The following is a 10852-nucleotide window of genomic DNA, read 5'->3' as shown; positions in this document are numbered from 1 at the left end:
CTACCGCTTGTTCATGAAGTTCGCGCCGACGCTCCGGACCGCGCCAAGACCGGCGAGCCCCAGCGCGCCGCCGACCAGCGCATAGGCCCAGGCGAGCATGTCGTCGCCCGTGCGAGGGAAGGTGCCGCCAAATGCCTTGATCCAGAACGGGAGCCCGATCTGGTACCAGAGCAGGACGAAGGTCTGCGACCAGACCACGATCGCCCAGGCGCGCCGCACCATCGGATCGTCGCTTTGGAACGACGCCCGGATCGTCTCCTGTGCAACGGCGAAAATCTCCGAAGCCGATGCCGCCAGCGCCTTGGTCATGTCCGCCTCGGCCGAGGCCTGCGCCTCCGCGATCCGCGCGTTGGCCTCGTCGGCAGTCATCTTGCCCTCGGCCACCGCCTTGACCACGTCCTGGATGACCGCGGAGAAGCCGCCGCCGGTCAGAACCCGGGAGACGATCGACATGACCGGACCAACGAATGCGAGCGGCCCCATCAGCTTGACCGCCCGATCGGCGTCGACGTGATGCGACGCAGAAAGATGTTGAGGCCGCCAATGATTAGCATCGCCCAGAGCGCGTCGCGCGGCTCCAGGTAGGCTTGCCAATCGAAGGCACCGAGGAACTTGAGCAGTTCCGCGGCGATGGGAACAAGCGCCACCGCGCCGTTGATCAGTGTGGTGCGATAGCCCTTCATGCCGTGGCCCTCCGCTTGATCGCCGCCCGGATCTCGTCGCGATACCTCCAGGCGTAGACACCGGCGGCGAGCAACGCGAAGGCAGTGGCCGCTCCGGCGACCCAATACACCCACACCGGAGCGCCACCAGCAGCGGCGGCGGCGCTGCCGATGGAAACGAAGGCGGCGGCACCGACGTCCTTGGCCCGATCCCCGGCCGCATCGGCCCGGTCGAGCGCGGCGGCGGTGCCGGTGCCGAGGATGCCGTCCACGTTGAGGTTCGGCTGGGTTTCCTGGAAGGCGCGCACGGCGGCGGTGGTTTTCGGCCCCGCCAGTCCGTCGAGCTGGCCCTTGTAGTGGCCGAGGCGCGCGAGGATGCCCTGATAGTGCGCCAGCTCGTCGTCGGCGGTCGCGGCGGGCGCAATGTCGGTTGCGGGCTCGATGCGGATCGCCTTGCGGCTGGAATAGACGCCGCGTTCGATCATCAGGGCCTCGGCCGCACGGCGCTTGACCAGCCCCGGCAGACGCTTGCCGTTCGCGGTGACGGCCGTGGTGCGCAGCAGCGCTGCGGCGCTCTTCACATCGCCGGCGGCGAGCGCCTTGGCCCAGCGCCAGTTCGCGGCGCCCTTGCCGCAGTTGTAGAGGACCGACGAGGCTCCATCGAACTCGCACTGTTTCTGCGGCTTGATCTTGTCGGCGACGGTCACCCCGTATTCGTGATTGACCAGCTCGATCAGAAGCTTTTCCGCTTCTTCGCGCGTGATCGTGTCGCCGGGCTTCAGTCCTCTGCCGTACTTTGTCCGCCAGTAGTCGGCGAAAACCATCGAGCCCATCGTGAAGCCGAAGCCGATCGTGAGAACGCCGGCCGGGCAGCGATAGGTGCGAGAGACGAACCCCTCATGTGCGCCGAGATCGGCGACACCGGCGGGGCTCAGTTTGGTGATGACGGTCATTAGCGGATCCCTGCGAGTGGTCGCGTGGGAGCCGGCCGTTCAAGTGCGATTTAAAGGGCAGTTGCGGGCGGCTCGATTGTCCGCCACAGTGCATCAGCGCCGTGCGTTGAAATGCCCGCACCGGCGTGCGAACCAGAGATCAATCCGCAAACAATTTGAGCTGTCGCTGGCTGTTGCGCATCTCGCCCAGCCACTTGCGCACGGTCTTGTCGCTGGTCCTGAGTTCGCGTGCGATCTGGCTGATCGAGGCCCCGCGACAGTAAAGCACCTGGGCAACCCACCATCCGGCCACCGGCACCCGGTCGATACGCCCGAAACCCAGCACGGCCCCGAGCGCCCTGACGCTGTCCTCGCCGATCGCCTCGGTCATCTTGCCGCGTTCCTGCGGGTTCTCCGCGACATAGGCCGCCGCCCCGCCGAACGCGAGCAGGAACTCCGCTGCGCGCTGGTGGCCGAGCGCTTCCACATAGGGCGCGATATGGGCGGGCGGACGCGGCAGGTCCGTCATGATCCGCCCCCCTCGATCGGAAAGAACGTGGTGCCGCCGCGCCGGAGCACCGTGGTCATCACGTTGCGGCGGATGACATAGGTCGCGTCGGCTGTCCGGATCGCGTAGCGGTCGGGAAGTTGCGAAAGGTCGGCCCGCGCCTGGGTGCGCGCGATCTCGTTCGCGATCTTCGCCCGCACGGCGTCGAGGTCGATGCCGATCACCCGCTCGACGTATCGCATGACCGCATGGTCAGTGATGAGGATACCGTGGGTCATGATGCCGGCTCTCCGGATTGCTCGGAGGCGATTACGGCCGCTTCGCGCCGAAGATCCCCGGCGATGGCGTGGAGCTTGGCTGCCAAAGCAGCCCCGAAAGCCTTTGCGCGCTCGTCGAGGTTGTCGGCGATTGCCTTGAGCTGGCGGATGGTCAGGGCTGCTTCCTTGCTGGTCATGCCGCCGCTCCCTTGCTCACCAGCGCCTCGCGCAGGAGTGCGCCCAGCTCGTTCATGGCGTCGATCCAGTCACCGTCCGTCAGCCGACCGAAATCCGCGGCTCCGAACCGGGCGTGCGTCCAGGACGTCATCATCGCGGCCGGCGTCGCATCGAGCGCGATCAGCCGCGCCCATTGCAGGGACAGCACCTGGAAACGGTGGTCGTTGAGCAGCGCCGGGCGGTGCTTGCTGTGGCTGAAGAGGTTGTCGGCGCGGAGGGCACGCTGGATCCACTTCTTCAGCGCTTCAATGGCCCGCGAGCCGTCGGTGGGATCCCGCAGAAACCGCGTGTGATCGATCCCCGTCATGCGCCGGACAAACGAAAGCATCGCCGCATCGGAGCGATCGCGCACCACGCCCAGGTTGTGCGCAGCAATCCACAATGCCTGCAGCTTGGGGGCGTACGGTCCGCTTGCGCGATCACTCCGAGGGCGAGGTGTCTTCGGCGCGCCGAGCCGATCCATCTCGACCAGCACGAGCCGGCGCTGGGCCTCGTTCATGTGCTTCGACGAGCCGAGGCCCGTCACGCGCTCCAGGAGCGCGCGATAGGTCTCGTCATCGAGACCCATCTGCCGGCGCTTGACGTGGATGGCCTTGAGGGCGGCGCTCATGTCCGCACCCATGCGATTGAGTTCGAATAGCTGAAGAAGGCGCGCTCAACGATCCCACGCTTCTCAAGGCGCTTCAGATGGGCGAGGACTTGCCGCGTTGTGGCAATTCGGCCGAGTTTGTTGCGCACAACATAGGTTGGCGTTCCATATGGCTGGCCCTGGTTCAGAACGCCCAAAATCATCTCGTCAGTGATGCTCATGTCCGCACCCCCAGTTCCGCCAGCGCGGCGTTGATCTTGGCGAGCACGGCGTCATACGCGGCCATCCCGGCCCGGCCACTTTCGTCGATGGTCTCGATGATGGGCTCAAACGTTTCCTGGTCGAATTCGCAGCAGCATTCGAGCGTGGCCTGCCGGTCGTATTCAACGATTTCGCGCGCTGCAGTGAGCGCGGCGATGATGATCTTGGTCCTCATAGCTGCGCCTCCTGATCGCGCGCCTCGTTGATCGCATCGACCAGATCATTGAGACCGTCGAATGCGAGGCTGTCGGCCTCATCCGTGACCGGCTGGTAGACATCGCCGTAGAGGTAGCCGATCTCCGCGAGCGCATGCTTGATCCGCTCGATCCGCACCATCGCAAATCGGTGCGCGATCGCCGGCGTCCAGTTCTTCGGAGTTTCGATCCGGCTCATGACAGCATCCCCCGCTTTTCAGCGAGGCGACGCTCCACCGATCGGGTGATAATGTCCGTGGCTCCCGCCGCCACATTGCGCACCTGAGCGTCGGAGCCGATCGCGGCGATGCGTTTGGCCAGCAGTGCTGTCAGGATCCCGAGCTGATCATTCAATGGCAGGTCAACAGTGCAAAACACTCCCTCGATGATGGCCGCAACGTCGGCCGCTCGATCACCTGTCACGCTCGTTTCAGTCATGGCGTCCTCCTATCTGTCCCACCACCGCAACGGATCGCGCGGTTCCTCGTCGTCCTCGATAAGCCCTAATGGCTCCTTCGGTGTTTCGGCTGGCGCCAGTTCCGCGCGCAGCAATTCATTGGTCGCTTGCTTGAGCTGCCGCAGCAGCTCCGGCCGCCGGTGCAGCCGGTACCGGCTCCGGTGCGCCCGGCCGATCAGTTCCTGCCGCTCTGCGACGAGATCCAACCGGCCGGGCATGTCATGCGCCTCCGCCCACGTTGCACTTGGGGCAAGGGATGCCGCGCTTGATCGCGCCAATCGTCTCGAAGGCCTCCCAATCGGATGCCCATTGGCAGCGCTGGCAGGAAAACTTCGCGATGTGCTGAGGCCCGATGCAGGGATTGATGCCGGCGTCGATCACGTGCGCCCGCCAACGGCGCTTGCCTCGCGCCGGCTTTCCGAACAGGTCCTGCTGGCGGGCGCCCATGATCAGTGCGCCCCCATCAGCTCGTAGCCCGCGTCTGTCAGCCCGCAGTAGGCGCCTTCGTCGTCCTCGTCGCACTCGACGAGGCCGGCGGTGATGAGGTCAGCGACGACTGCCCCATCGACCTCGAACGCGCGGTGCAGTGCGCGGTCTTCGCGGGCGTATCCGGTTTTCGTGCGGCTCAGCGTGGTTTCGGAAAGCACGACAAGCGCGCGGATGTGATCGAGGGTGTACGAAGTCATGCACGCCCCCTCTCGATCCGGCGCTCGGCGTTGCGGCACCATGACTGCAAGAGGCCGCTTCCGCCCGCCGTGCAGGTACCCGCCACACCGGAAAGACGCAGCTCGTAGGTGCCGCCAATGAACCGCGCTCGCGCACCTTCACGGGCGACGAGATCGCCGATCACTTCAGCCGCCGGATCGACATCAAGGCGGCGTTTCAGATCCTCGACGAGTTTCTCCAGGCGCTCGCTCATGACGGATCGCCTCCCGGCGCCGGAAGCGCCAGGGCAGCTTGGTTACGCAGGCGGCGGCGCTTCTCGCGTTCGTCGGCGGACTTCGGCTGCGGGCGATAGGGAGACGACGGGCTGGCCTGTTCGTATTCAGCGCGCGCCAGATCCTGCAGGAGGAAACCGAGGTAGGACAGGTCAGTCACCTCGATCTCGATCTTCACAACCGCCTTGCGGCCGCGCGAAGTCGAAGAATACGATTTCAACTGCGCGCTTTCGGGGTTGAACCAGATGCTCGTCATGATGCTCCCCCTATGCCTTCGAGAGGTCGATGGAGATCGTTTGCCAGGGACCGTCCGGCGCATCGCGCTCGTAGAACCGGACATAGGTCTTGCTGCCGACCACGCGCATTGCGTCGCGGATCGCCTCCATCGCCCGCTTCCAGCGCTCGTCCTCGATGTCGAGGCGCAAGAGCATGAAGATCTCGGACCGGTTGATCTGGCCGGCGCGGTCGGTGTTGAAGGCGCGGGTCACGATCGCGCGGATCTCGGGCCGGCTGTCGGAGGACCATTCGTTAAGGCACTCGTCGATCAGTTCCTTGGCAATCTGGAGCTGAGGGCCGAAATCGATCAGGTCGGCGACCTGCACTTTCACCTGCTGACACCCGTCGAAGGTCATCAGCGTCTTGTGTCCCTTCGGACCGCCAAGCTTCGTCTCGTATTCCTGGGCGAAGAGCGCATCAAGCGCTCCGATGTCCTCAAAGACATGGGCCTTGAAACGCGCGATCTGCGCCGAAAGCTCACGCGCAAAGTGCATGATCTTCCGCGTGGTCTCGTCCTGCAGCGCATCCTGCGGCTTCACCAGTTCCACCGGAACAAGCGAGCCCTTGGCGTCCTGCATGTATGTCCGTCCGCCAACTTCGATCCGGCCGGCGGTGGCGACGTCGGGAGCCGCCGTGTTCTCAATCGCTTCCATCTCTCAGTCCTCCTTCAAAAATAACGACGCGGGCGCTTCGGCTCCGCTTCCTGGGTGTCGCGTTCGGCGATACGGGCACGCTGCTCGGGCGTCGGGTCTCCGAGCCTCTCAGCTGTGACATCGCGCGCATGATCCGGCCGCGTGATCACCGGGGCGGGATGCGCCCGCCTCGGCCGGAATGGCTCGACGCGGTCGGGATCGTCTGGGCGATCGTTGCGCAGCCGGCGTTCCAGCGCGTCCTGGTTGCGCAAAAGCAAAGCGGGCCATCCCTCTTTGGCCAGCAGCCCGCGTGCGAAGGCGAGCGCCTGGGTAACCGTCTTTGGCTCGCGGTTCAGCATTCCACCGATGGTTTCCGCATCCTCACCCAGCGCCCGCATGCCGACCGCCAACGCCAGTTCGCCGTAGGTCCATCCCTGTTTGTTGATCGACTTCATGCCGCACCGCCTTCCGGAGGCGTCCGGATCGGGATGGGGCGAGGGATGACCGGGAAGCGCACCACATTGGATCCGAGTGACGTTGCCGCAGTCACGATCTGGCAGCGGCAGTTCCAATGATCCCAAGCAGCCGGGTAATCGATGCCGACGGCCGCGCAGCCCCTCAGCAGTTCGTTCTCCGCCTCCAGAACAAGGGCCTTGTCCCGCGCCTTTTCCAGGGCGTCGTGGGTTTCGCGAACGGCTTCCGCCGACAGTTCAACGCCGGTCTGCCGGTACGGCTGGATAGCGCCGCGGGCGATCTCGATCATTTCGGAAAGCTTAGCCATCGCGCTCTCCCTTCAGCTTGGAGTGAGGGCAGCCCGCGCGGCAGGCGCGATAGACCCGCACACGCGCAGCGCTCGATGGCGCGAACGCCCGCTTCTGCCAGTCGAGGCAGGCATGCCGCCCGATCTCGCCGAGCGCCGGGCACTCGACAACGGCGCCCATCAGCGCCCCGCGCACCCGGTCCTCGATCCGGCCGAGATCGCCGGCATAAACCCCGCGGATCGCGGTGGAGACGGCGCTGGTCGAATAGCCGACGCGCTTGGCCGTGGCCGCAAGGCCGATCCGGTCTGCCATGCCGGCCAGTTCTTCCAGCCATTCCGGCAGAGTGTCGCCCCACGCGGCGCGGGCCTTGTCGATCATGGTTTCCTGCGCATTCACGGCTGCACCTCCTCGGCATCCGCCGTTCCGGGGATCTCGTTGAGGTTCGGGTCGTAGACGGCCTGGGTGCGCAGGATCTTCGGCGCCTTGGGGCCGGTGTTCATGGACGGCTTCAGCCGCCAGCGCGCAAGGTGCCGCCCGCGGCCGGGCTCCAGGCAATGCAGGTATCCGGCACTGTCCAGATGCTTCAGGTAGCTCTTGGCGGTCACCAGCGGCACGGTCACCTCGTCGATTGAGGCGAATTGCGCCAGCTCGCGTGCGCAGAACCCGCCTTTCAGCAGGTTGCGCATCGTGTTCCACATGAGCTGCTGGGCCGGCGGCGGCAGTTCGGTGCCGTCACGGCGCAGGCGCGGCGCCTCCGCCTGTCGCTTGATCAGTTTGTAGATCGGCTTGGAATAGCGGCCCTCGTCGGTCTGACCGACGGTATCGAGGTAGCCAGCCACGGTCAGCCGCCGCACGTAGTCGGTCACAGAGCTGTCGGTGCGATCGTTGCACCCGCTGGCGACATCCTTGAGCGTGAACGTCTCCCCCGCCCGCGTCAGGTCGAGGATCACGCTCCAAAAATGCTCATGCCCGCGCAGGATCGGCCGACCGTTGGCCTGCTCGCGAAGTTTCAGAACCGCTGCCATCAGTTCCGCCCTCCCGAAGTCTTGCCGGCCCGGGCCCGGATAGGCGTTTCGCCCGTGAATATCCGCCCGCCATAGCTGGCGCGGTCGATCTCGGTGAGGCCGTGGTTGCGGGCGTATTGGCCGATTTCGTGCAGCGTCGTCGCGATGCGCCGCGCCTTGCCGGCCGTGCGGGTGCGCACGTCGTCGAGCAGGTCCGCCGAGAGCGTGAGGTCGGGCACCAGCAGGCGGGCGAGCGCGGCGGTGTCGTCCGCATCGCAAGGATTGGCGAGCTGGAAGTCGAGCACGCGGTTATGCACCCGCTCGTGCGCTTCGAGCTTCTTGGGCAGCAGTTCTTCGCCAATGAGGATGACTGGCGCCTGCGTCGTTTCGTGGATGTCGCGCACCAACTCGATCATGCGGCCGTCGACGAGCTTGTCGGCCTCGTCGATGATAAGCGGTCGGTCTGGCGCATCAGACATGCGGTAGATGATGTCATCCATCATCCGGGCGACCGTGCCGCGCGGGCGGACTTCGCCCAACTCGTTGAGCAGCGCCTCGCAAAGCCGCTTCTGCCGCCAGTAGTCGCGCACCTCGACATAGATCGCGCCGGTGCGGTTCATGGCGTATTGCGCCGCGACCGATTTGCCGTAGCCCGAGTGGCCGGAAAAAACGCCGATCCCCGGCAGGCCGATCGCCCGGTTGCGCAGGGTCTCGATCAGGGTCATCAGCGCGGCGACGTTCTTCAGCGGCGCAATAGAGCCTCCCGCTGCCGTTCCCGTTGCCGTCTTGACGTTCTTGAATGGTGCCGTCATCTTATGGTCCTTCGAAAATGGTCTTGAGGGCTCCGGTTCGCCGGGGCTCTTTTTTTGTTGGGCGGGCACTAGACCTCGCCGAAATCCTCGTACATCTGGCTCATGGCCGTGTATTCTGGTCCGGTCTGGTAGCCGCCGAGCCACATCGCGTCGGCCGTCTCCACCGGCTCGCCGGCCGCGATCGCGGCCTCAAGGGCGAGCGCGCGGCGGAAGCGGTTCTGCGGGGTTTCCTGTTTGCGGAGCGGCGTCACGGGTGCCGGCTGTGCGGTGGCGCCCGTTGCCAGGTCCGCCTCTATCTCCGCCTGCAAGTCCGCGGCGCGGCCGGAAAGAGGCGTCTTGACCGGCTCCGGCGCGCTCACATCGAGGGCGGCGGCGATCGCCGGCGTCGAGTGCTCTTGCGTGCGCTTCGGCAGGGCGACGACCTTGCCGTCCTCGCGCGCCAACGCATCGCGCTTGGCCACATCGATCGCGCGCTCGATGAGCGGCCGGCCTTTGGTGATGTCGCGGATCCGCGCCTTGACGTCGCGTGTCGCCTCGTTGAGCGTCTGAGACTGGGCTTCCTTCTTGGCGGCAATGATGGTTTTCGGGTGCAGGCCCGCCAGTTCGGGGCACACGGCCTCTCCGATGTAGCGGCCATCGTCGGCGTCGAAGGCATAAGCCCGGCCGGCGTCGTTCGGGTCCATTCGGACAAAAACGGCATCTCCGGGCATCGCGGCATTGATCACGTAGTGGAAGCCATCGATCCGGATGCCGAATTTCGTCACCTTCCGCAGGCCATCCTTGCCCGCGGCGGGCATCAGCAGCACGTCCAGCGCGCGCTCATCGACGGTACGGATCGCCGTTCCCGATGCCGCTGCCGCATCGGCCGGCGTCATGCCGGAAAGACTGTAATGCGGGCGGGCCTCGTAGATGTAGCGAGCCCAATCGTCGACATAGGTTTGCAGCTGCGGCCCGGTCAGCGACACGCCGAACATGTCGGCCGTATCGGCGCCGAGGCGGTCGGCAAAGCTTTTCCGGTCCTCGATAGCCTTGCGGTCGGCGACATTGTGACCGACGAAGCCGGGAAGCAGCGTCGCGCAATCATGCTGAAACGTGCGGATCGAGCGCTCGACATGGCCCTTCTGCTGCGGCGTGTATTCGGTGGAAAGCTCCGGCTCGATGTCGAGCGAGTGGAACAGCCGCTTGGTATCCCGCGCCACGAAATCCGAGCCGTTGTCGGTCTTGACCTTCTTGGGCACACCCCAGGCGAGGATCGCCTTGCGGATCAGCAGAGCCACCGCCGAGGCGCGCGGCGTGCGCGAGACGTACCAGCAGGTCCGCCGCGTCGCGATGTCGATGCAGGAGTAGATCGCGTGTCGCCCGTCCGTGCAGAGCGCGTCGACGGGCGAGGCGTCGATCTGCCAGAGTTCGTTCGCTTCGGTAATGAACCGAAGCGAACCGACGCCGGACGGCGCCATTGTCGAGCGGTAGCGGTCCGGGTTGGTCAGCCGCGTCAACGCGACTTTTTCCGACGCTTTAAGCTGCTTTAAAAAGTGCTGGAACGTGCGCACCGGCGGCATGGGAAGCGCCGTCTCGACACCAGCCTTGATCGCGGTGATCGTGTCGCCGAATTCGTCCCGGCACAGCGTGCGCACATGTGCGCCGGAAAGGTGCGGCTGGTGGGCGATGAGCGCGAGGATAAAGGTCCGCAGCGCCCCGCCGTTGGCGGTCTCCAGCACGCCCTTGCCCTTGCGCGCCGCTGAGCGATCAATGGCGAGCTTGTCTGGCGACTGTTTCTTGGCGGCGCGCCAGCGGGCCAGCGTCCGCTTGGAAAGATGCGGCACCAGCTCGCGGATCCAGTCGTCGACCGCGAGCTTTCCGGTGTTGTAGCGGGAAACGAAGGTCTGCGTCAGGCTCGCCTGACCGAGCCGCTGGCCCTTCGCATAGGCCTCGAATGCTGCGACGATTGCCAGCCGCGCGTCCCGCTCCATCGCAGCACGATCCGTGCCGGGCGCCGGTAGGGTCGAAGGCTCCGCCCCCTCATCGTCGGCCGGCAATTCGATCCGCCGATTGCGCGTCTCGTAGGCCACACGGGCCAGCGTCGGCAGCAGGGCGACATGATATTCGAGACCGCCTCCACGCCCTGAGTGATCACGTGCATAGGCCGGGTTGTCGTTCCAGCGCTCGCGATCTGCGATCTTGCGCACACCGCGCTCGGTATGTGGAAAATCGGGCAGCGCCTCGGCGGCCAGCTCTGCGGCGGTCAGCCACTCTTTCATGACGTGGCTACCCCGCTACGGTTCCGCCCGGATCCGTAGATCTCCGCGTAGGCAAGGGTGTAAGTACCGCGCAA

General features: G+C 65.7%; 23 protein-coding genes. All 23 read right to left on the bottom strand.

The genetic code is table 11. The annotated features are described in order from the left end of the window. On the bottom strand, window positions 1-483 hold the full coding sequence (locus C8N35_RS08590; RefSeq protein WP_107989275.1) for a hypothetical protein: 483 nt from the start codon (window positions 481-483) through the stop codon (window positions 1-3). Next, window positions 483-683: a hypothetical protein gene (locus C8N35_RS08585; RefSeq protein ID WP_107989274.1), complete on the bottom strand. Its 201-nt coding sequence runs from the start codon at window positions 681-683 to the stop codon at window positions 483-485. Before C8N35_RS08585 ends, C8N35_RS08590 begins: the two co-directional genes overlap by 1 nt. Further along, window positions 680-1615 carry a glycoside hydrolase family protein gene (locus C8N35_RS08580; protein WP_107989273.1) on the bottom strand — a complete coding sequence of 312 codons (936 nt, stop codon included), beginning with the start codon at window positions 1613-1615 and terminating at the stop codon, window positions 680-682. The genes C8N35_RS08585 and C8N35_RS08580 overlap by 4 nt, the downstream gene beginning before the upstream one ends. Before the next feature lie 139 nt (window positions 1616-1754). After that, window positions 1755-2123 (bottom strand): hypothetical protein, encoded by a 369-nt coding sequence (locus tag C8N35_RS08575; RefSeq protein ID WP_107989272.1) that lies wholly within the window; start codon window positions 2121-2123, stop codon window positions 1755-1757. Beyond that, window positions 2120-2380, bottom strand: a complete 261-nt coding sequence (locus C8N35_RS08570; RefSeq protein WP_107989271.1) for a hypothetical protein — start codon at window positions 2378-2380, stop codon at window positions 2120-2122. The genes C8N35_RS08575 and C8N35_RS08570 overlap by 4 nt, the downstream gene beginning before the upstream one ends. Continuing rightward, window positions 2377-2556, bottom strand: a complete 180-nt coding sequence (locus C8N35_RS08565) for a hypothetical protein (protein WP_107989270.1) — start codon at window positions 2554-2556, stop codon at window positions 2377-2379. The genes C8N35_RS08570 and C8N35_RS08565 overlap by 4 nt, the downstream gene beginning before the upstream one ends. Beyond that, a complete protein-coding gene (locus C8N35_RS08560; RefSeq protein ID WP_107989639.1) occupies window positions 2553-3206 on the bottom strand; it encodes a gp16 family protein in 654 nt (217 codons plus the stop codon). Before C8N35_RS08560 ends, C8N35_RS08565 begins: the two co-directional genes overlap by 4 nt. Continuing rightward, on the bottom strand, window positions 3203-3406 hold the full coding sequence (locus C8N35_RS08555) for a hypothetical protein (protein ID WP_107989269.1): 204 nt from the start codon (window positions 3404-3406) through the stop codon (window positions 3203-3205). Before C8N35_RS08555 ends, C8N35_RS08560 begins: the two co-directional genes overlap by 4 nt. Then, window positions 3403-3621, bottom strand: coding sequence for a hypothetical protein (locus tag C8N35_RS08550; protein WP_107989268.1), 219 nt, complete (start codon window positions 3619-3621; stop codon window positions 3403-3405). Before C8N35_RS08550 ends, C8N35_RS08555 begins: the two co-directional genes overlap by 4 nt. Beyond that, complete coding sequence (locus tag C8N35_RS08545; RefSeq protein ID WP_107989267.1) at window positions 3618-3839, bottom strand: hypothetical protein; 222 nt, start codon at window positions 3837-3839, stop codon at window positions 3618-3620. Before C8N35_RS08545 ends, C8N35_RS08550 begins: the two co-directional genes overlap by 4 nt. Then, window positions 3836-4078, bottom strand: coding sequence for a hypothetical protein (locus tag C8N35_RS08540; RefSeq protein ID WP_107989266.1), 243 nt, complete (start codon window positions 4076-4078; stop codon window positions 3836-3838). The genes C8N35_RS08545 and C8N35_RS08540 overlap by 4 nt, the downstream gene beginning before the upstream one ends. A gap of 9 nt (window positions 4079-4087) precedes the next feature. Next, window positions 4088-4315, bottom strand: coding sequence for a hypothetical protein (locus tag C8N35_RS08535; RefSeq protein WP_107989265.1), 228 nt, complete (start codon window positions 4313-4315; stop codon window positions 4088-4090). 1 nt (window position 4316) lies between these two features. Then, window positions 4317-4544 (bottom strand): hypothetical protein, encoded by a 228-nt coding sequence (locus C8N35_RS08530; protein ID WP_107989264.1) that lies wholly within the window; start codon window positions 4542-4544, stop codon window positions 4317-4319. Window positions 4545-4546: 2 nt separating this feature from the next. Then, the gene (locus tag C8N35_RS08525; protein ID WP_107989263.1) at window positions 4547-4783 is read right to left on the bottom strand and encodes a hypothetical protein; all 237 of its coding nucleotides are present in this window, start codon (window positions 4781-4783) and stop codon (window positions 4547-4549) included. Then, the gene (locus C8N35_RS08520; protein ID WP_107989262.1) at window positions 4780-5016 is read right to left on the bottom strand and encodes a hypothetical protein; all 237 of its coding nucleotides are present in this window, start codon (window positions 5014-5016) and stop codon (window positions 4780-4782) included. Before C8N35_RS08520 ends, C8N35_RS08525 begins: the two co-directional genes overlap by 4 nt. Then, window positions 5013-5291 carry a hypothetical protein gene (locus C8N35_RS08515; protein ID WP_107989261.1) on the bottom strand — a complete coding sequence of 93 codons (279 nt, stop codon included), beginning with the start codon at window positions 5289-5291 and terminating at the stop codon, window positions 5013-5015. The genes C8N35_RS08520 and C8N35_RS08515 overlap by 4 nt, the downstream gene beginning before the upstream one ends. Window positions 5292-5301: 10 nt before the next feature. Then, a complete protein-coding gene (locus tag C8N35_RS08510) occupies window positions 5302-5964 on the bottom strand; it encodes a DUF3164 family protein (RefSeq protein WP_107989260.1) in 663 nt (220 codons plus the stop codon). 14 nt (window positions 5965-5978) lie between these two features. Further along, complete coding sequence (locus C8N35_RS08505) at window positions 5979-6398, bottom strand: hypothetical protein (RefSeq protein ID WP_107989259.1); 420 nt, start codon at window positions 6396-6398, stop codon at window positions 5979-5981. Next, entirely contained in the window at window positions 6395-6724 is a 330-nt protein-coding gene (locus C8N35_RS08500; protein ID WP_107989258.1) for a hypothetical protein, read from the bottom strand. Before C8N35_RS08500 ends, C8N35_RS08505 begins: the two co-directional genes overlap by 4 nt. Continuing rightward, complete coding sequence (locus tag C8N35_RS08495) at window positions 6717-7100, bottom strand: transcriptional regulator (protein WP_245926735.1); 384 nt, start codon at window positions 7098-7100, stop codon at window positions 6717-6719. Before C8N35_RS08495 ends, C8N35_RS08500 begins: the two co-directional genes overlap by 8 nt. Then, entirely contained in the window at window positions 7097-7729 is a 633-nt protein-coding gene (locus tag C8N35_RS08490; RefSeq protein ID WP_107989257.1) for a hypothetical protein, read from the bottom strand. The genes C8N35_RS08495 and C8N35_RS08490 overlap by 4 nt, the downstream gene beginning before the upstream one ends. Further along, window positions 7729-8520 carry an AAA family ATPase gene (locus tag C8N35_RS08485; RefSeq protein ID WP_107989256.1) on the bottom strand — a complete coding sequence of 264 codons (792 nt, stop codon included), beginning with the start codon at window positions 8518-8520 and terminating at the stop codon, window positions 7729-7731. Before C8N35_RS08485 ends, C8N35_RS08490 begins: the two co-directional genes overlap by 1 nt. Before the next feature lie 68 nt (window positions 8521-8588). Next, a complete protein-coding gene (locus tag C8N35_RS08480) occupies window positions 8589-10778 on the bottom strand; it encodes a Mu transposase C-terminal domain-containing protein (RefSeq protein ID WP_107989255.1) in 2190 nt (729 codons plus the stop codon). Window positions 10779-10852 lie beyond the last annotated feature (74 nt).

This window comes from Breoghania corrubedonensis (assembly GCF_003053845.1).
GTDB lineage: Bacteria > Pseudomonadota > Alphaproteobacteria > Rhizobiales > Stappiaceae > Breoghania > Breoghania corrubedonensis.
The sequence above is the reverse complement of the archived record's forward strand: the minus strand, read 5'-3'. Positions and strand labels throughout refer to the sequence as shown.

Excerpts from the sequence above, each read along its gene's own strand:
- C8N35_RS08590 (WP_107989275.1), bottom strand. The coding sequence starts at position 483 with ATGGGGCCGCTCGCATTCGTTGGTCCGGTCATGTCGATCGTCTCCCGG.
- C8N35_RS08585 (WP_107989274.1), bottom strand. The coding sequence starts at position 683 with ATGAAGGGCTATCGCACCACACTGATCAACGGCGCGGTGGCGCTTGTT.
- C8N35_RS08580 (WP_107989273.1), bottom strand. The coding sequence starts at position 1,615 with ATGACCGTCATCACCAAACTGAGCCCCGCCGGTGTCGCCGATCTCGGC.
- C8N35_RS08575 (WP_107989272.1), bottom strand. The coding sequence starts at position 2,123 with ATGACGGACCTGCCGCGTCCGCCCGCCCATATCGCGCCCTATGTGGAA.
- C8N35_RS08570 (WP_107989271.1), bottom strand. The coding sequence starts at position 2,380 with ATGACCCACGGTATCCTCATCACTGACCATGCGGTCATGCGATACGTC.
- C8N35_RS08565 (WP_107989270.1), bottom strand. The coding sequence starts at position 2,556 with ATGACCAGCAAGGAAGCAGCCCTGACCATCCGCCAGCTCAAGGCAATC.
- C8N35_RS08560 (WP_107989639.1), bottom strand. The coding sequence starts at position 3,206 with ATGAGCGCCGCCCTCAAGGCCATCCACGTCAAGCGCCGGCAGATGGGT.
- C8N35_RS08555 (WP_107989269.1), bottom strand. The coding sequence starts at position 3,406 with ATGAGCATCACTGACGAGATGATTTTGGGCGTTCTGAACCAGGGCCAG.
- C8N35_RS08550 (WP_107989268.1), bottom strand. The coding sequence starts at position 3,621 with ATGAGGACCAAGATCATCATCGCCGCGCTCACTGCAGCGCGCGAAATC.
- C8N35_RS08545 (WP_107989267.1), bottom strand. The coding sequence starts at position 3,839 with ATGAGCCGGATCGAAACTCCGAAGAACTGGACGCCGGCGATCGCGCAC.
- C8N35_RS08540 (WP_107989266.1), bottom strand. The coding sequence starts at position 4,078 with ATGACTGAAACGAGCGTGACAGGTGATCGAGCGGCCGACGTTGCGGCC.
- C8N35_RS08535 (WP_107989265.1), bottom strand. The coding sequence starts at position 4,315 with ATGCCCGGCCGGTTGGATCTCGTCGCAGAGCGGCAGGAACTGATCGGC.
- C8N35_RS08530 (WP_107989264.1), bottom strand. The coding sequence starts at position 4,544 with ATGGGCGCCCGCCAGCAGGACCTGTTCGGAAAGCCGGCGCGAGGCAAG.
- C8N35_RS08525 (WP_107989263.1), bottom strand. The coding sequence starts at position 4,783 with ATGACTTCGTACACCCTCGATCACATCCGCGCGCTTGTCGTGCTTTCC.
- C8N35_RS08520 (WP_107989262.1), bottom strand. The coding sequence starts at position 5,016 with ATGAGCGAGCGCCTGGAGAAACTCGTCGAGGATCTGAAACGCCGCCTT.
- C8N35_RS08515 (WP_107989261.1), bottom strand. The coding sequence starts at position 5,291 with ATGACGAGCATCTGGTTCAACCCCGAAAGCGCGCAGTTGAAATCGTAT.
- C8N35_RS08510 (WP_107989260.1), bottom strand. The coding sequence starts at position 5,964 with ATGGAAGCGATTGAGAACACGGCGGCTCCCGACGTCGCCACCGCCGGC.
- C8N35_RS08505 (WP_107989259.1), bottom strand. The coding sequence starts at position 6,398 with ATGAAGTCGATCAACAAACAGGGATGGACCTACGGCGAACTGGCGTTG.
- C8N35_RS08500 (WP_107989258.1), bottom strand. The coding sequence starts at position 6,724 with ATGGCTAAGCTTTCCGAAATGATCGAGATCGCCCGCGGCGCTATCCAG.
- C8N35_RS08490 (WP_107989257.1), bottom strand. The coding sequence starts at position 7,729 with ATGGCAGCGGTTCTGAAACTTCGCGAGCAGGCCAACGGTCGGCCGATC.
- C8N35_RS08485 (WP_107989256.1), bottom strand. The coding sequence starts at position 8,520 with ATGACGGCACCATTCAAGAACGTCAAGACGGCAACGGGAACGGCAGCG.
- C8N35_RS08480 (WP_107989255.1), bottom strand. The coding sequence starts at position 10,778 with ATGAAAGAGTGGCTGACCGCCGCAGAGCTGGCCGCCGAGGCGCTGCCC.